General features: G+C 48.8%; 3 protein-coding genes. All 3 read right to left on the reverse strand.

The annotated features are described in order from the left end of the window. Window positions 1–58: 58 nt before the first annotated feature. Window positions 59–3,226, reverse strand: coding sequence for a non-ribosomal peptide synthetase (locus tag QNM18_RS24060; RefSeq protein ID WP_284138647.1), 3,168 nt, complete (start codon window positions 3,224–3,226; stop codon window positions 59–61). Window positions 3,227–3,522: 296 nt separating this feature from the next. Continuing rightward, a complete protein-coding gene (locus tag QNM18_RS24065; RefSeq protein ID WP_284138648.1) occupies window positions 3,523–15,687 on the reverse strand; it encodes an amino acid adenylation domain-containing protein in 12,165 nt (4,054 codons plus the stop codon). A gap of 335 nt (window positions 15,688–16,022) precedes the next feature. Beyond that, the gene (locus QNM18_RS24070) at window positions 16,023–20,393 is read right to left on the reverse strand and encodes a type I polyketide synthase (RefSeq protein ID WP_284138649.1); all 4,371 of its coding nucleotides are present in this window, start codon (window positions 20,391–20,393) and stop codon (window positions 16,023–16,025) included. Between the last annotated feature and the right edge of the window lies 1 nt (window position 20,394).

Here is a 20,394-nt window from a genome sequence, read left to right on the forward strand (position 1 = left end):
GAAAAAAGGAAAAGGGAGTCATCGACTCCCATATACAAAGTTGAATGGATTACGCGTACTAGCTGCCCAAGCCGAGTTTTTGCCGCAGCGCTTTGCGCTGCTCGGGCGATAGTGTTGCCAGTTTTAATTGCGTCATGGCGATTTTTTCTAATTTTTGCGGATTGCTATGCTGTGCGCCTAAAGCCGCTGCAAATTTCACTATGGTGGCATTATCAAACACCAAGGTCGGCTCAACATCCATCAGCAGCTGCTGCTTGATGCGCGTCACCAGTTTAATGGCCGCCAGAGAATGACCGCCAAGGTCAAAGAAACTTGCATCACAACTGACTTTGTCCACTTCAAGAATGTTTGCCAGCGCATCCGCTAACCATGTTTCTAATTGCGAGTTGGGCGCAACGTAGTGGCGAGTTTGTAATTTTGCAACGTCTGGCAGCTGACTGCGATCAACCTTGCCATTCGCCAGCAGTGGCAACTGTTCAAGCGCCACAAAAAACTGTGGCACCATGGCTTCAGGTAACTGTTCACGCAAACTGGTTTGAAGGTATTGGTTCACATCACCAGTCAATAAGCCTAAGGCTGCCTCGCCTTGATAGCTGAATCCTGTCAGATAAGCCACTAACGCGGTTTGACCAGCCACTTTATGGGCAGTGACATAACAGCCTACCGAAGTAAGGCAGCGGCTCACAGCAGCGGCAACGTCATTGGGCTCAACACGGAAACCGCGAATTTGCACCTGATCATCCTTACGGCCAGATAAGCTTATGCTGCCATCCGGCATATATCTGGCAACGTCACCTGTAGGATAAAGACGCGGTGCCCACGAACTGTCAGTAATAAAGCCTTCGTGCTCCCCTTTACCAAGATAACCACGGGCCAACTGTGTGCCCGCAATATGTAACTCACCTTGCTCACCCATGGCACAAAGCGCGCCTTGCTCGTTCAGAATGTAAATCGAGGTACCGGAAAACGCCTTGCTCAACTTGGCGACAGTGCCAGCAAAGCTGGTTAAGTCACGATATTGGTGAGACAACACACCGACGGTCGCCTCCGTTGGGCCATAGTGATTATAAATTTCTGTGCTTGGACTCAGTTGATGAATTTTTTGTAGTAAAGTCGGCGCACTCGCCTCTCCACCCAAAACTAATTTTTGCGGCAGTGCTTTGGGCTCAGCTTCCAATAACGCTTGCAAATGTGAAGGCACAATTTTCACCACTTCAATCTGATGCGCCGTGACAAATTGCGCAAAGGCCTGTCCTTCTCTGACCGCTTGCTCAGGCGCAACGATGAGGCTGCCCCCATTATAAAAAGCGTTAAACAAACAGGTGTTACCAATGTCCGCCGCTACGGTTGAAGTCAAGCCATAACGCTCAGCCCCCAAATTAAGTGCCTCACTGGAGCCAAAGCAATAATGGGCCAATTGGCCATGCTCAATCACCACGCCTTTGGGGGTGCCCGTAGAGCCTGAAGTAAACAACACATAGGCTGCTTGCTGGGCATTAGGTAAAGCAATGGTGTCCACGGTAGTAAGTTGTTCAGCTTCACTGAGTAGCGCCGCTAAACCTAAAGCATGGTCATTGCTTTGCTCGCTAATATGGCACGAGGCGCCCGCCGCAGAGATGATCTGTACTTGGCGTGCTTCGGGCCAGACCGGATCAACCGGACAGTATGCCGCACCCAAACGTTGAATGGCTAAAATCACCAAAACTTGCTCAAAGCTGCGGGGTAAAGCCACTGTGACGATGTCATTACTGACTACGCCTTTATTTTTCAGTACCTGAGCAATGCGCAGCAAACGGTTATCTAATGCAGCGTAATCAAGGCTTTGCTGCCCATCGGTCAGTGCCAACACATCATTTTGCTGCGCAAACTGCGAGATTTTGTCAAATAGCAAAGGCACATCAGTTGCAGGGCGATTGATTCCCAAGTAGCGCTGCTGTTCTTGTTCAGTGGCAATTTGCAGTGCACCAACTGGCGTGTGAAGCTGGCTATCCAATTGCATTAGTAGCTGCTTATATTGCGCGAGCAATGTCTGAACAGCATCACCACTGTAAGCTTGGCTATCATAACGCAGTGTTAACACCGCCTCATCTTCTTGCAGCACACACATCAAATGCAGCTCACTGCCATCATCTAAGCGCAGTAGCTGGCCCTGCGTCTCACCATGCCATACCTGCATTAGACAGCTCGGCGCAGTGTTTATGCCATATTGTCCATTACCTGCAAAGGACTCAGCCCACTCAATATGCTGTTCATTTTGAAAGTCGAAGTGAGTCAACCAAGCGCTGAGCGTTTGTGTGGGGCTCACTTCAATAGCCAGTGGTAAATGTAATTGATACGCTCCGAGCGCACCTTCAAGCTCTTCGCTGATCTGTCTGGCATCGTAGCCAAGAGCACCCACAAAACCCTTATTCTGGCTGACCCTAGCGAGCAATAACCACCACGTCGCCTGCAATATGACATCACTTTCTAGCTCGAGTTGCTCAGCAAGGTTATCGATGCGCTGCAATAGTGATTGGTCCAAAATACTTATCTGGCTTTGCTGAGCCTGCCTATCACTGACTTCTGGCGCTTTGCGGTAAGGCAAGTGAAAATGTTTATCTAACGGCTGTAATTTGCTGCCCACTTGCTGCCAATAAGCCGCCCCTTGAGCCGCCTCTGGCACAGAGTTTGTATCTTGCACCCAAGCTAAAAAATCAGGATATTGGACAACATCGCCATCACATTCAACACCATGCAGTAATGCATCAATATATTCGTAAACACTGGCAATATCTAATACCAGCGCATTGGCATGTACCAATAAGTAGGATTGCTGATTAACATCGAACTGACTCAATTGAATATTGAGCCCCTGTGCTGCATTCAAAGACACCGGGATCAGCTTTGCATGTTCAACAGCCGATAAATCCGCAGCGCAGTCTACAACCTCACAAGAGGGCGAAACAGATTCGACAGGCATCTGATGTATCTCGCCTTGCCCCTCGATTTGAACAAATGCAAACTGTAATACCAGCTGTTGCTCGGCAATTGCTCTCGCTCGCTGACTTAATACTGACACGTTTAATTCTGACGCAATCGGTACCAATACACTATGCATCGCTGGTGTACTGTTCTCATGTGTTGATAGATGTTGTTTTTGTTGAACACTCAGGCCTAGGCCCTGCGGATATGCATCAATATACTTTTGCATCATGCCAAATGTCTCTTGCAGTAAAGTTGGAGCCATTTGGCACACAGGGTTGTATCCAAACAGCCCATTATGAATTAACCAATAATGTGCTTACCCTAGGTGTTTTCAACCAATCATGTTGGCAGACTCAGTACTCATAACAGTACATTGCAATAGGCATTGTTTGCCCACAATCTAGGGATGTCTTTTAATGACGAGCAAAATAGGATTTTTTTTAAGGAAAACACGCAATATTACGCCTTTACCTGCCCAAGAGCTGGTATAAGGCTAGTAAGAAGATGAAAAAGCCAAGTTCATCATGTGATCTTGGCTTTGGGTTTAAATAAATAAGCTTACTTTTTCAATTTACCAAACTTGGCAGACTTGCGTTTTTTAGCGCCGCTACTGCGTTTAGGCCTGGGTAAGGCTTGCTCAGGATTGGCTGCCAAAGTATCCAACAAACTCAACCACTGAGTGACCAAGGTCGCCATTCTGTCTTTCAGGTAGAGATCTGTTTTAAATACCAGATTACCACTAAACCCAGTTTCACTCGGCTCAATGAAGATGCCTGAGTCAAACTTACTGCTCACTTCACCACTTGGCAGCTCAGTGATCTCCATGCCTTCAACAGGCCAGTGTGGCTGTGGTGTATTTTGCATTACAAATAACTGCTGGAAGATTGGCGAAGTGCCCGCTTGGCGCGGCGTATCCACCAATTGCATGATCCGCTCAAGCGTCAGTAGCTGGTTATCTTGCAGTGCTAAAAATTGCTGCTGAACCTGCTTTGCCAAACTGATAAGACTATCATCTGCACTGACTTTTACGCGCAGTGGCATCACCTTAATGAAATAGCCAATTAATGGCTCCAGCGAGAGTGTTCCTCGACCTGCCATCGGCGTGCCAACCACTAAGTCTTGCTGCCCCGTTTGCTGGCTCAAAAACGCCATATAACTGGCTTTTAATAAAGCAAATAAGGAAACCTGATGCGCCTCGCTCAATGCTTGCAATTGCGACGCTGTATCAGCTTGAATATCAAAACGTACCTGTTCGCCTTGGCTGCTTGGTTTCTCAGGGCGCGGGAAATGAAGCGGTAAAGTCGTGACCTGTGGTGCCGCCTCTAGCTGCTGCTGCCAGAATGTGTTGTTTTGAGCTCCTTCGTCGGATGCTAAACGGGCATTTTGCCAGTGGGCATAATCCGCGTACTGCACTTCCAACGGCGCCATCGCTTCTGCCAAACTACTGTCACCTAGCTGCTCTGCATAAAATACACCGAGTTCTTGTACCAAGTTGGCAATTGACCATCCGTCACTGACAATGTGATGCATACTCACCAATAATTGATAGCTATCAGCCCCCACTTGCAGCACTTTTGCGCGCATCAATGGGGCAGTGCTGAAATCAAAGTACAGCTGCTCAAAGTCACGGCGAATTTGCATCGCCATTTGCTCACATTCAACCTGCTCAACAGCAATAGAGAAGTGTACATTTTCAAGCACTTCACTGCGCGGCTCGCCCTCAACATTCACAAAGCGAGTACGCAGCACTTCATGGCGAGCAAGTAGCTGGTTAAATGCCAGCTCAAGAGCCTGAATGTCTAGTTTACCACTTAGAGATACGCCCCCCGCGATGTTATACGCCGCTTTATCCGCAGCATCACTCATTCTATCCGTCAGCCACAAGCTTTGCTGCGCCGCTGACACCGGCATTAGCTGTGTTCGCTCGACCGGCACTAGTGCTAAACGCGCTGACCCCGGCTCAGACTGCGAAGTCAACTGGGCTAAAGTCGCCAAATCCGGTGCATTGAAAATATCTTTAACTTCAATGCCGTAATCACCTAATTGGTTAATTCTAGGCACCAAACGCAGTGCACTGATGGAGTCTCCGCCCAATGCGAAGAAGTTATCGTGTCGACTCACTTGCGGGGCATTTAACAGTGATTGCCAAATCTGTGCTACCTGCTGCTCAAGGCCCGCATGTGGCGGCACAAATGCACCTTGCTCCGAGGTCAGTGTAAGTGTCGGTAAGCGTTTACGATCCACCTTACCATTTTGATTAAGCGGCAACTGCGCCACAATTTCAATGGCTTGCGGGATCATATATTCAGGTAGCCGCTCGCGTAGCGCAACTTGCAGCGCACTGCCTGTCAGCTTATCACTGACTGCAAATGCCACTAACACTGGTTGCTCCTGCGGGGTTTGCACCAAAACAACCGCCTGTGCCACCCCATCGAGCGCGCTGAGCTGCGCCTCAATTTCACCTAACTCAATGCGGTGACCACGAATTTTAATCTGATCGTCAACACGGCCTAAGTATTCCAGCTGTGCCTGAGCATTCCAGCGCACTAAATCACCCGTGCGATACAGTCGCGTGCCATTGTCACTAAACGGGTCCGCCACAAACCGTTCGGCGGTTAAATCAGCTTGCTGCACATAGCCTTCAGCCAAACAACTGCCGCCAATATACAGCTCACCCACAGCACCCTGTGGCAACAAATTCAGGTCATTATCTAGCACATACACGTTTCGATTGCCGACCGGCTTGCCGATCGGAACGTAGCGACCATCAACAGAAGACTTGGCATCACCCATCCACAACGTCGGTGTCACCACGGCTTCGGTTGGGCCATAGGCATTAACAAACTGCGCTTGTGGCAAGCTTTGCTGAGCCAGCTTAAAGTCACCTTGATGCCAGCCTTCACCACCGACAATACATAGGCGCACTGAGTCCAACTTTGACACATGACGTAAGTACGCAGGCGGTAAGTCCACTACGGTGACTTGTTCAGCCTCAACGAATTCGACGAGTACATCTGGGCCCATAGATTTAGGGTCCACCACACTCAACTGTGCACCACTTTGCAATGGCATTAACAACTGCTCCAGCGCCGCATCAAAGCCCATTGAGGCGAATAGCAAAGCATGATCGCCTACTTGATAGTGATAATACTGCTGCATGGCATAGCAATGATCTGCCAGAGCCTGATGAGATACAGCGACCCCTTTTGGTAACCCCGTCGAACCCGACGTGAAAATCATATAGGCCGTTTGCTGCGGTAAAATAGTGTTGCTGAGTGCCGTTGTCGGATAAGCGCTGAGCTTAGACTCATCCAATGTATGGGTAGGCACACCCATTAGCTCACTGGAAATATCATCACTCAGCAATAAACCAGCGCCACTTTGCTGTGCAATATATTGCTGACGCTCAAGCGGCAAACTTGGGTCAATCGGCACGTATGTCGCACCGGATTTCAGCACAGCCAAAGCTGCAATCACCATGTCAATGCCACGCGCAAAACGTACCGCCACAACCGGATGAGACTGTGCACACAGATAATGTGCCAAACGGTTACTACGCTCTGCAAGCTGCTGATAACTCAATGCCGTATCGGCAAATTTCAGTGCGATATTGTGCGGGTATTGATTTGTCATCGTGCTTAATTGCGACGTGACCAAATTTGCCGCCGTATGCACTTGCCCCTGACTCAGAGCATGCAACTGCACTTGCTGTACTTCTGGGAGTAACACGAGATCGGCAATGCGCTGTGATTGCCTATCGACTAACGCAGACAATACCGAATTAAGCGCACAGGCTAATTCGGCTCTGCGCGCCGGGCTAAAGCGCTCTTTGGCAAATTCAAACTCAATATCGGTGAGCCCTTCGCTGTTTTCATAACAGTTTAGCACCAATTCAAACTGCGCTTCGCTGGCAGCAATCAATACTGGGCTCACATCTAACTGAGGCAGCGCAAGCAGCGCCTCACCATCGACGCGTTGATGGTTGATCATCACTTGGAACAAAGGCTGTTCTAGGTCACGGTCTAAGTCAAGGCTATCTAGTAGTTGCTCAAATGGTAAATCTTGATGCGCTTGTGCGCCCAATAACTGTGTTTTCACCTGCTCAAGTGCATCACTCAATAACACATCGCCTGAGAGGTGCGTGGTGATCACTTGGGTATTCACAAAGAAACCAACTAGAGATTCAGTCCCCGCTTTATGACGGTTGGCAATTGGCATACCCACTCGAATGGTTGATTGCCCACTGTAGCGATGCAACAATACCTTCAGTGCCGTCATTAATACATTAAACAAACTGGTGTTGTTAGCTTTAGCATAGTCAGCCAAAGCTGCTTTTAACGCATCATCTAACTGAATTTGCTCAGTAACAGCTTGATAGCTACTTTGTTGCGTCGAAACATCGCTTGGCAGACGCAACGCAGATAAATCATCACCAATGACGCTATGCCAATAGCTGAGCTGTTCAGCTTTAACCTCATCATTTAACCAAGCCCGCTGCCACTGTGCATAATCGCTGTAGCGCACGCTCGCAGTGTCGATAGATAACACCTTACCAGATAGCGCATCGCGATATGCCTGTGCAAAATCGTCGATGATGATCTGTAGTGACCACGCATCAGAGATAATGTGGTGCATCACAACCACGAGTTCATGCTGTGTATCACTGTGCTTTATAAGGCCAACTCTGAACAGGTTGCCTTGGGTCAACACAAATGGCTGAGCCACGAAATCCGCACGCCATGCAGTACTGTCCGCGTCATTGGACGCATCAAACTCATGATATGCACATTGACCAATCGGTGCGATAAACTGTGATACCTGCGCATCTTTATCTTCGACATACACAGTGCGCAGCGCATCATGGCGATTGCTGACAAAGTCCAACGCACTTTGTAGTGCCTCTGAATTGAGTATCCCTTGCAACATCAAGCCGCCTTTAATGTGATACGCACTGCTCTGTGGTGATAGCTTCCACAAGAACCACTGACGCTGCTCGGCAAACGACAGCCCAGAGTACCTCTGTGTCTGACGCAGTAGCGCCGGCTTGGTACTGTTCTCATTGTCATCAATCAAAGCCGCTAATTGGGCAAGACTGCCCGTACTCAGTAGCTGAGGGAGTTCAAAATTAAGTCCTGATTGGTTACCTTGGCTAGCCACGCTCAGTGCTTTGATAGAATCTCCGCCTAATGCAAAGAAATTATCATCACGACCCACTTGCTCCGCAGCTAATACTGACTGCCAAATAGCAGCTAAGCGTGACTCGGTCTCTGTCTGTGGGGCGGCATACCTCTGGGTTTTCTGCCAGTGCGGCGCTGGCAATGCTTTTCTATCGATTTTGCCATTGCTGTTGTGCGGCATTTCATCCAACGTCATCACCAGTGCCGGTACCATGTAGTCAGGTAGCCACTGGGCAATGGTCGTTTTAATAATTTCACTCTCTAGCGCTTTACCAGACACATAGCCTACTAGCTGTGTTGTGCCCGTGCTGTTGTCATCAACGACAACCGCTTCACTGACCCCTTCACATCGATACAGCTGGGCTTCAATGTCGCCCAACTCAATGCGGTAACCGCGGATCTTCACTTGATGATCAGTACGGCCTAAATATTCTAGCTGACCATGTTGGTTCCAACGTACCAGATCGCCCGTGCGATATATACGGCTGCCATCATCCGCAAACGGGTTTGCCACAAAACGCTCAGCGCTGAGTTCAGGGCGAGATAAATAACCACGGGCAAGGCCGAGACCGGCAATGTACAGCTCACCAGCCACCTGTTGTGGACACAGGTTTAATTGGTTATCCAGCACATAAAGTTGAGTATTTAAAGTGGCATCACCTAAATGCACTGGGGTCTGTGTCACTTGATAGCAACTTGACCAAATGGTGGTTTCCGTCGGTCCGTACATGTTCCAAAGTGTGACCCCCGTTGCCGCCACGTCATTGACCAACTCTGCAGGCAAGGCTTCACCGCCACACAAGGCCAATTTGCCTGACACATGAGTTAATAAATTAAGCTCTAACAAGCTGCGCCAACCTGCTGGGGTGGCTTGTATTAAGTCTTGATCGGCCAATAACGCAGAGCTCAGCGTCGAGGCATTTTGTGCCACAGTGACCGTACCACCACTTATCAGTGGTAGATAAATTTCCAGCCCAGAGATATCAAATGACAATGAGGTTAATGCCAATGCATTGAGGGCGCTATCTACGCCCAATTGCTGCTGCATGCCCAACAAGAAATTAATCAGGTTCCCGTGACTAATTGCCACACCTTTTGGTAAACCTGTGGAACCTGAGGTATAGAGAGTGTATGCCAGTTGATGGTGATGACGCTGCACATCGAGGTTGCCATTGTCATATGATGCCAGTGGCAGATCCGCGATATTTAAACAGGTCACATCATCAGCAAAGAATACCTCTGTATTAGTAATTGCAAACTTAGCGCCACTGTGCTGGCAGATATAATCGCGGCGCTCTTCTGGCAGCTCCACCGCGATTGGCACATACACACCACCTGCTTTGCCTACCGCTAGTATCGCGACAATCATCTCAATACCACGGGTCATGCTGACAGCCACAGGCATTTCAGTGCTCAGCCCTGCGGCGATTAACACCTGCGCCAATTGATTTGCTCGACCATTCAGTGCGTCATAGCTGAGCTGCTGACCTTGCTCATTTTGTACCGCAATTGCCTGAGGAGTTTGCTTTGCCTGCGCTTCAAACATTGCCAATGCATCGCTGCTAGGCAGGGGTTGTGTTGAGCCAACACCGAGTTGCTTCACCTCAGTTTGAGTGGTGTCATCGAGCAATTGAATGTGCCCAAGAGGTTGTTCAACTTGCGTTTGCAGTGCCTCAAGTAGGCGCGCCAAATTACTCGCAAGATGCACCACAAACTCAGCGCTTAAACGCCAACCTTGGTAAGCAAAGTTAATCGTCAGCCCTTGAGCCGTTTCTACAAATACTGTCAGTGGATAATTGGTTTCTTCGCGGTTCTCAACCAGAGAAAACTCTGTCCCACCTAGCTTATTGGCACCTAATGTCTCTGAAATTGGATAGTTTTCAAAAATTAATAAGCTGTCAAACAGGCCTTGCTGATCAAAGCTCACTTGTCCGTCAGCCAGTTTTTGAATTTGATACAAAGGTGTATGCTCAAATTCGCGGCTTTGCATACTGTCTTGTTGGCGGGCTTTGAGCCAGTGTCCAACAAGCTGTTCATTGTCCAGTGTGCTGATCACTGGCAGGGTATTGATAAATAACCCCACCGTGCTGTCACTGCCCGCAAGATCGGCCGGTCGACCTGATGTCGTTGCACCAAAACACACCGATGATTTATTCAACATACGACCCAATAACAGTGACCACGCGCCCTGCAGTACGGTGTTAACGGTGATCTCTTGCTGCTGCGCAAAACGCTGTAATTGCGCCGCTTGCTGCTCATCAAGCTGTAATGTGTGCTGCGCATACCCTAAATTACTGTCCAGCGCATCACGACTTTGCAGTTCAGTCAGATAAGAGGCGTCGTTTAACTGTGCGAGTCTAGTCTGCCAATAATCATCACCCGCCGCGTCATCTTGCTTGGCAAGATATGCAAGATAATCTTGATACTGGCCCCCAGGCTGTGGCAAGGCTTGGCCTTGATATGCCATCATGACTTCAGCCAACACCGCGGTGCTACTCCAGCCATCGAGCAGCATATGGTGATAGGTCCAAATAAAGTGATGCTGCTGTGGCCCTTGCTGAACTAGAGTGAACGACATTAAGCCCACCTCTTCGGTCACCGCAAAGCCTTGCTCTAAAATTGAATGAGCCAATGGCGCAGTCGACTTTGTCGGCTCTGACTGCCAATCCAGCTCATTAAAGGCAATTTGATGGCCCGCCACCACGTATTGTAACTGTTGCGATGTGGTGGAAATAAACCCAGTGCGCAGCGCATCATGTCTATCTACCACTTGCTGCCATGCCGCTTTAAAGCGCGTGACATCAAGACCACTGATATCCAGTCGCAACTGATTTAAATACGCGGCACTTTGCTCAACCATCGAGTGGAACATCATGCCCTGCTGCATGGCTGAGAGCGGATAAATGCTGGACACGGTTTGCTGTGCAATAGGCAGCGCATCTAGCTCTGTTTGGCTCAAGGATAACAGCGGTAAATCCGCTGGAGTCAAGCGTGCATTGGCGTCGCAGCAGTGCGCAATCACCAGTGTCAACGCCTGCTCGAGGCGCTGGGCAAACTCCGCCATATCAGACTGTTCTAAACAGGCACCACTGTACGTGATGGCCATGTTCAGCACCCCCTTTTGAATTGCGCCATTGATAGCGATATCCGCACTGAGTGGGTTTTGCGCGGCAATGCTGCTGCCGACGCCATCTGTGCTCATTTGCCAATCCGCCAATTGCCCATGTGAATTGGCATCAAGCTGGCCTAAATAGTTAAATTCGATTTGTGGCTTGCGCGCAGTGTGCAGTGCTTGTTGCTGTGCATCGCTGCCATAATATTTGAACGCACCATAGCCAATACCTTTGTTTGGCATGGCACGTAAACGCTCTTTGGCGGCAATAATGGTGTCTGCAATTTCATGGTGGTTGGTCAATTTCACCGGATATAGTGCGGTGAACCACCCCAAGGTACGGCTTAAATCAAGCTGAGATTGCCACGGTTCACGGCCGTGGCCTTCTAAAAAGACCTGTGCTTCGTTGCTGCCGGTCCACTGTTTAAGGGCCACACTTAATGACGCCAACAATAATTCGTCAATATGCGTGCGATATGGACGCTGCGCCTGCGATAATAACGCTTGGGTTTGCTCTTCACTCAATGCCACTTGAATGGTTTGGGCACTGTGCATGGTGTCATCGCCTTCAGCGACAAAGTTTGGCAATGCAAGCGCATCGCTGTGCTGGTTTTGCCAAAGTTCAAATTCACTGTCGTGGCTGCTTGGATAAGCTTGGATCTGCTGCGCCCAATATTGATAACTATGGCTCTTTAATGGCAGCGCAATCGACTTGCCAGCAGCCCCCTGCTCCATGCCTTGCAGCAAGTCATCGACTAAAATTCGCCACGATACACCATCAATGACTAGGTGATGAGCAATTAAAATCAATGCCTGACGACTCTCACTGTGGACATACAGCACCCGTAGTGAGTCGGCGCGCTGAATGTTTAAACTGCTTTGGGCCTGCTCTACAGCATTTGCTAAGTACGCGTCAAATGCTTCGTCGGTGGTGGTTTGATACCACACCACTTCACGATAATCAGCTTCGTCATAGTCGCGATATGTCTGCTGCCACGTCCCTTGATGTTGATATTGCAAACGCAAGCCATCGTGATGTTTTATCAAAGCTTGTACACTCTCATTGAGTGCAGCCAAGGTAATTGGCGCAGGCGGTATCAAACGGATTGCTTGGTTCCAGTGATTAACATTGCTTGGCTGTCTTGCAAAGTAGGCCTGCTGAATGGGCAGTAGTGGTACCGCACCACTGACCATTTGCGGGATTTTATCTTCATCACTGAGTTCACTCAGTTCGACAGCCAATTGCGCTATCGTCGGTGCCTCAAAGACTTGCTTGGCACTTAAAGCAAATCCATGCTGGCGCATCGCAGCAACAATTTGTAGGCTGAGAATGGAATCACCACCCAGTGCAAAGAAGTTGTCATCACGACCTATGGGGCTTTGCCCAAGCACTTGCTGCCAAGTTTGGCACAGCAATTCCTCGCGCTCACCTTGCGGTGCCTGATAGGCTGTTTGTGTTTGCAATATCGGTTCAGGCAACGCTTTGCGGTCAACCTTACCATTGCTGCTCAGTGGTAGAGACTCCATGACCATAATGCTACTTGGCACCATGTAATCTGGTAATGCGTCACTCAAGCCCTGTTGTAATTGACTGTCATCCAGTAACTCACCGCTTACATAAGCAGCCAATCGAGCACCACCATTTGGACCCTCGATAGCAACCACGACCGCTTCTTTTACTCCTGGCTGTGCAAACAGCTGGGTTTCAATTTCCCCCAGCTCAATACGCAGACCACGGATCTTAACCTGATGATCGGTTCGCCCTAGATATTCAAGCTCGCCCTGCTCACTCCAACGCACTAAGTCACCACTGCGATACAAACGACTGCCATCTGTCGCAAATGGATTGGCAACAAAGCGCTCAGCGCTGAGATCTGGACGGTTTGCATAGCCTCGAGCCAAACCGATACCGCCGATGTACAACTCACCAACAGCACCGATCGGGCTTAAGTTTAGTTGCTGATCAAGCACCCAAAGTTCACACCCTGCGATAGGCTTACCAATTGGTACAGCTTTATCGGCATGGCCGTCACATTCGTAATAGCTGACATCGATGGCAGCTTCAGTAGGGCCATATAAATTGTGAATTTCAAGGTCAGGCAATAGCTTTAAAGCATCTGCCTGTAGTGCTGCCGGCAATGCTTCACCACTACAAATTATATGGCGAATGCTGTCGCAGTGTGAGGCCTTTGGTTCGCTGATAAAGGCCTGTAACATTGAGGGAACAAAGTGCAACAAAGTGACTTGCTGAGCTTTGATAAGCAATGCCAATTCGCGGGGTTCTTTATGTATTTCAGGCTCCGCTACGACGAGGGTTGCGCCGCGCATTAATGGCCAGAAAAACTCCCACACAGACACATCAAATCCATAAGGTGTTTTTTGCAATACGCGATCTTCACTGCCAATTGGATAAGCTTGATCTTGCCAGCTGATACGGTTGTATAGTGCGTGATGATTGTTGATCACGCCTTTTGGTTTACCAGTCGAACCAGAGGTATAAATAACGTAAGCGGCTTGCTCAGGTAAAATGGTCACACTTGGATATGCATCCTCTTGAGATGTCAGCGTTTTTGTAAGTTCAGACCAATTAAAATAGGGTACATTAAACTGTGCACCGTCCCGATTTCCCAGTACCAGTTTAAAGGTGCTATTTTGGGCAATATAGTCAACGCGGTCGGCAGGTAAATTAGGATCTAGAGGCACATACGCTGCGCCACTTTTCATCACCCCTATTAAGGCAATGACCATTTCGAAACTACGATCAAAGTACACCCCAATTTGATCTTCCCTGCCAACACCTTGAGCAATTAACCAGTTTGCTAACTGATTGGTATATCGTTCAAATTTGGCGTAACTGAGGTGTTCGCCAGCGAAGATCAAAGCACTGTGCTGAGGCGTTTTTTGCGCTTGCTCGCTGATGATGTCAGGGATTGAGTGTTGCCAAGGAAAAGCCGCAGCACCTTCGGAAAATGCCTCTAAACATTGCTGTCTATGCTGTGGGTACCAGTCTAAGTATTGCAGTGGAGCGCTCGGGTGGTTTGATACCGCCAAGAGCAAGGCTGCAAGTTCATCCAAACAATGCTTAGCAAACGCTTCGCTATATAAGGTGTTGGCGTAATACAGGTGCAAGGTGGTTGCACCTGTCACTTCCTCGATCACATCCAATTGCAGGTCAAACGGCATCGAAAAACGCAGCGCTTGGGTATCTTTGAGCGAGACCCCTTGCAGTGCATCCATAGCACCTTTATCACGCTTTAAGTAGTTGAACATGACCTGAAATAATGGGTGACTGCCGGTACTACGCGGCGGCTTGATAGCATCCAGCAAATGTTCAAATGGCAAATCCTGATTTGCTTGCGCAAATTGTGAAAATGACTTGGCTTTTTCCAGTAACGTTGCAAAGTTATCTTGCGGATCAACTTCCAATCTCACCACTTGAGTATTGATAAAAAAACCAATTAATCCATGTGTTTGTGCATGGTGGCGGTTGGCAATTGGCACCCCAACTTTAACATCACTTTGATCACTATAGCGGTGCAACAAGTATTGAAATGCACTGAGCAAAACAAGGTAAGGCGTCACTTGGTGTTGTTTAGTGAGTGCTTGCACTTGCTGCCAAAGCGCCGTTGGCAAAGTGAGAGACTGTGTCGTGATCGGATAGTTGCCACCTTGTCTTGCGAGGCTATTTGCGGGCAACCTTAAAGGTTCAAAGTCATCGCCAAGCGCTGATTGCCAACCTGCCAACTGCTTTTCAAGCAGTTCAGTGTGATCCTGCTTGGCAAGCCATAAGGCATAATCTAAATAATCGGCTTTGGGTTCAACCTCAGGTAAACTTTGGTGGTTTTGCAATAAAGCATAGGCTTGAATAAATTCATTAAACAGCTGCTGCATTGATGTACCATCAGTCACAATATGATGCATCACCACTAATAAAGTGCACTCCCCTTGTGACTCTAATAGCGCCACTCGCAATAGTGGCTCAGCAGTCAAGTCAAAAGGTTGATCGGCAATTTCGAATGCCTGTTGTGCACTATCCGATTGGCTAGGCACATCAACAAAGGTAAACGCGCTCTCGCTTTGTAGCTGCTGCACTGTGGTGTCGTGCTCAACACTAAATCGGCTATTCAAGATACCGTGTTTTGCAACCAAGTGGGTAAATCCAGCTTGTACCCAAGCTTTATTTAATTGTCCTTGAAAAGTCAGTGTACCAGCTAAGTTGTACACACTGTCTTCAGGGTCTAGCTGCCACGCAGTCCACAATCTCTGTTGAGCCGGTGTTAACGGGACCTTTGCAGCTCTGTCTTGGCGGATCTCTAACTGGTTTTGTTGCGCTCTTGCCTGACTGTCTGCCAACTTAGCTTTTAATTTTAGTTGCTGCTCTTCAGTTAATGCGCCACCGCGCTCGCGTCTTCTTCTACGCTTTTGCTCGCTCATGCTGATCCCACCTGACTATCTATTATTGTGCACTGCTAATTTGATTTATTCGCTCAAAGTTGAGCGGCTCACTGCGCTCTAACTCAACCGTATTGCAATATGTTTTGGCCAAATACCTACTCTCATCCACAACCACATGCAGCGGCAAAAAACAGACAAGCTGTCTTTTTGGGCTGATGAGTTTGAATTGATGACTGTGGTAGATACATCGAATTTTGCTTTGATGTGTTGGTAAAATTGCTCTCGATGCCAGCTAGACGTTGGGAAAGGAAAAAAATAAAGCAGGAGGCCAAAAAGGCCTCCAAAAAAGTGTCATATGTGTCGCGAATATTCGCTTACTCTTGGAGCAACTGCTCTTCGATCAGGAAGGTGAGATTATCTAAATTGGGATCTTCAAAAAAGGTTGCAGGCTCGATTTCTACCGCAAACTGCTGTTTAACTTTCGCCAACATTTGAATGGCGATAAGGGAGTCGCCGCCTAACTCGAATAGGTTGTCAAAAATGCCAATTTCATCAAAGCCTAAAAACTCTCCCCATATCGCGGCAAGTTGTAACTCTAACTCGCTTTCTGGTGCTTCAAACTCCGTATCTAAGTCAGGGCGTTTGTGGCCTTTCGGTACTGAGGTGGTTGCTTGCATTAACTTTTCCGTTAGTTCTGCAACTTTATCTGCACGCGCTTGCCACGATAAACTTGCCGCATACAATTGCGACGCTTTCGATTGCGCAATACCCGCTAGTAAAATTTGCGCTGCGGCCTCATTAATACCAAAGTCTTCACCGACACTGTGTCCTGCTGCCATACCAATATTTGCCCACGCATCCCAATTAATCGACTGCACTAAGAAAGGATGTGACTGCATCGCGACGGCATCGAGGTAACTATTGGCTGCACAATAGTCACTTTGACCCATAGCGCCGAGTACTGACGCCAGTGATGAACACAAAATCATACGTTCAAGACTGTGAGCTTTAAACGCAGCCAACAAATTATCAGTACCGCGAGTTTTCGCAGCCATACTTTGTGCAGCCTGCTCAGCGGATACTTGAGCAAGCATCCCGCCACCAGGTAATCCTGCGGCGTGGATCACTTGAGTGATACGGCCAAGAGACTGCTCCGCGTGGCTAATTGCGACATTTAAACTGGCAATATCAAGTACATCCGCCGTAACGACAGCGACACGCGCACCATTGGCTTTAAGTGATTGTAAAGCACGGATCTGGTTCGCCAGCTTGTCATCGACGTCATCGCCACTCAATAGTTCAGACCAACGCTCACTTGCAGGAAACTCACCGCGAGTTTGCAAGATAACAGCGTGGCCTTGTGCCACCAATAAGTTAGCCAATACCAGACCAACCCCGCCCAATCCACCAGTGATAAAGGTCACTGGCGTCGATACTGAGTTTACCAAAGCATCCGCTTTTGGCACTACTTGCTCAGTCAGAATAAAGCGCTGGCGCCCACGGTACGCAACTTCGGTTGCGTCATTGCCCAGATCCTCAACCAGCTGCATTGCAATATTTGATTGTGTTGCATCGCGCTGTGCAGCAGACACTTCTCGCAATTGACAACGAATGGCAGCCTGTTCCATGCCTATCACTCGTGTGATACCCAGTGCAGTTGCCTTGTCTGCCGATACCGTTTCTTCCCCCAGCACGCTGAATAACTCACTCGCAACCACAGTCCACTGCATTGTGCCTTGGCCCAGTAACCACTTAGCAAGAGGTAGAAGAAGTTGATAACCACAGCTTTGCGCGTCTAACAAACGGCAATCCACTATGCGATCGAAGCCGCCAAGTTGCTCATGCAGCTCATTCAACTGACTTTGGTCTTGGCAATTTACACGGTATTGCCCCTGCTCAAGGGCACTGAATGATTCGCCTTGCCAAACCACAGTCACTGCTGCACCAGAGCCAACCAGTGCTGCACTTATCAGTGAACACAGTGGTGCGTCGGTGGCAATCATCACCACTTTTTCGCCCTCTAAGTTCGGGGCCAATGCGGCAGAATTAAGTTGTTGCTGCCAAATTGGTGCTAGCAGCTCAGGCCCAGCACTGGTGCTGACAGATACAGCCGATGTCGTATTAGTTTTAGCATCAACCCAGTACTCTGTTGTATCAAACTGGTATGCTGGAAAGGCGATTTCTGTATTGTGTGGATGTGCAGAAACCTGTGACCAGTTGACCTCGACGCCCAATTGCCACAATTTTGCCAGCGTTTTCACAAAGGGAGGCACTGGCGCTTTTAAATCTCGCGCATGAGCAATCGAATTTAAGACCGTGACATCCTCATTCACTGATTGTGCAGCCAACTTTTGTAGGGTATCTCCCGGGCCAGCTTCTATCAGCACGTTACATTGTGCGGCTAGGGTTTTCACGCCATCGACAAAGTTCACCGCTTGGCGAATATGATCAAGCCAGTACTGAGGCGATGTCGCTTGCTCTGGTGTGATCCAAGTGCCTGTAACATTTGAAACAAACGGTGTTTGTGGGGCATGTAATTGCACCTGTTTGAGGACCTCAGAAAACTCTTCCAACACAGGCTCAGTAAGGTGACTGTGGAAAGCATGGGACACATGGAGTCGCGTCACGCTGATATCAGCGGCTTTTAGCTCACTTTGCAACGCTTTTATGGCTTCTTTGCTGCCCGCTACAACCGTATTACTCGGACTATTGCAAGCTGCAATATCTAACTGATCATTTAAATAGGGCTGCAAACTTGGCGCATCACTCATCACTGAAAGCATCGCTCCTGGCGCCATTTTTTGCAGCGCTTCACCACGGGCTGTCACTAGCTTTACAGCTGTTTCCAAGCTCATCACTTCGCTCAAACACGCTGCCACATACTCGCCAACACTGTGTCCCAACATAGCCTCAATATGGATGCCGTGCCCTTGATAACACTTAGCCATCGCATAGGCCACGACAAATAATGCAGGTTGCGTCACGCGGGTTTGCCCAAGTAACTGATTAGCTGCTAGCACCTCATCATCATTTGGGGTAAAGACACGGCGTAGCTCATCTTGTAAACCAGCATCAAATAATGCGACAACCGCGTCAAACTGAAGTTTGAATTCTGGAACATGTTTTAACAGTGGCTGGGCCATCGTGACATATTGTGAACCTTGACCGGAGAACATCAACGCCACCTGAACCGCGCAGGTTTTGTCACCGTGAATATCGCGCATCAATAACTGCTGTGCCTGCTCTGCGCTGTCGGCAACCACCGCATGACGAACAGTGTGTGCGGTGCGATTATGCTGCAATTGTGCTGCGATCAGCGCTAAGTTATCTGAACTTTGTTGAAGTTTAATCGCTAGGGCTTGTCGCTGTGCCTCAAGGGATGATTGCGCATTACCAGAGAGCGGTAAGATATGCCATGGCGTAGATTGATCGTAAGAAGCCGCAGGTGCATTGTATTCTTCTAAAATGACATGGGCATTAGTTCCACCCATCCCCAATGAGCTGACCGCAGCTCGGCGTGCCGAGTCACTGTGCCATGGCTGCAACTGGGTATTGACGTAAAATGGGCTGTTGGCAAAGTCAATCTTGCTGTTTAGAGGCTCGCAGTGCAAACTCGGGGGTAGCATTTTGTGACGCAGTGCTTGTACCGCTTTGATAAGCCCAGTAACCCCCGCAGCCGAGTCCAAGTGACCGATATTGGCTTTGATTGAACCGATTGCGATTTGTTGCTTGTCACACTGCCCATAAGCGCGGCTCAACGCGGCAATTTCGATGGGGTCGCCTAAAGTTGTACCTGTGCCATGGGTTTCAATATAGCCAACCGAGCTTGGCTCAATATCAGCAAATTCGAGCGCCGCTTCAATGGCGCCAGCTTGACCTGTCACACTTGGCGCGGTATAGCCTACTTTTTCTTTACCATCATTGTTAATGGCTGAGCCTTTGATCACCGCAAGTATATTGTCACCTTGCTCAATCGCATCTTCAACGCGCTTAAGTACAACCGCCGCACTGCCACTACCAATTAGGATCCCATCGGCGTGTTCACCAAATGCGCTCAACTGCCCAGATGGTGATAAGCTCCCACCCGCAGGGGCATGGTAGCCTTGTTGATGATTTAAATTGAGCCAAACACCACCTGCCAGTGCCGAATCACACTCATAGTTTTGCAGAGAGCGACATGCCATATGCACCGCGACTAAAGACGTTGAACACGCAGTTTGTACTGTAACAGCCGGGCCCGTTAGATCCAGTTCGTAACTCACTCGAGTTGCCAAAGAGTCTTTATCATTGCCATTGGTCAGCGCCAACAAGCTAGTGATGTCTTGTTGGCTATCCCCGAGTAAGTTCTGTAACAAGTACGCAGGCACACCACAACCGGCAAACACACCAGTGAAGTTACTGTTCCCAGTGGTAATACCTGCATGCTCCAACGCATGCCAACAAGTTTGCAAAAATACCCGTTGCTGTGGGTCAAGCTGCGCCGCTTCCTTTGGCGTATAACCAAAAAATGCGGCATCAAATTGCGCCATGCCAGAAAATGGAATACCGCGTTTTACATAATCAGGATGTGCTAGATCTTCCTCGCTTACGCCCGCCGCTCGTAGTGTCTCGTCGTCTAAATCTTGCACTGCACAGTGCCCGTCACGCACATTTTCCCACAGCGCATCGACGTTTTGTGCATCCGGGAAACGACCTGCCATACCGACGATGGCAATATCTAGTTCACTATAATTACTTTCTGACATT

It is taken from the genome of Pseudoalteromonas obscura, from assembly GCF_030135505.1.
In the GTDB taxonomy this organism is placed as follows: Bacteria; Pseudomonadota; Gammaproteobacteria; order Enterobacterales; family Alteromonadaceae; genus Pseudoalteromonas; species Pseudoalteromonas obscura.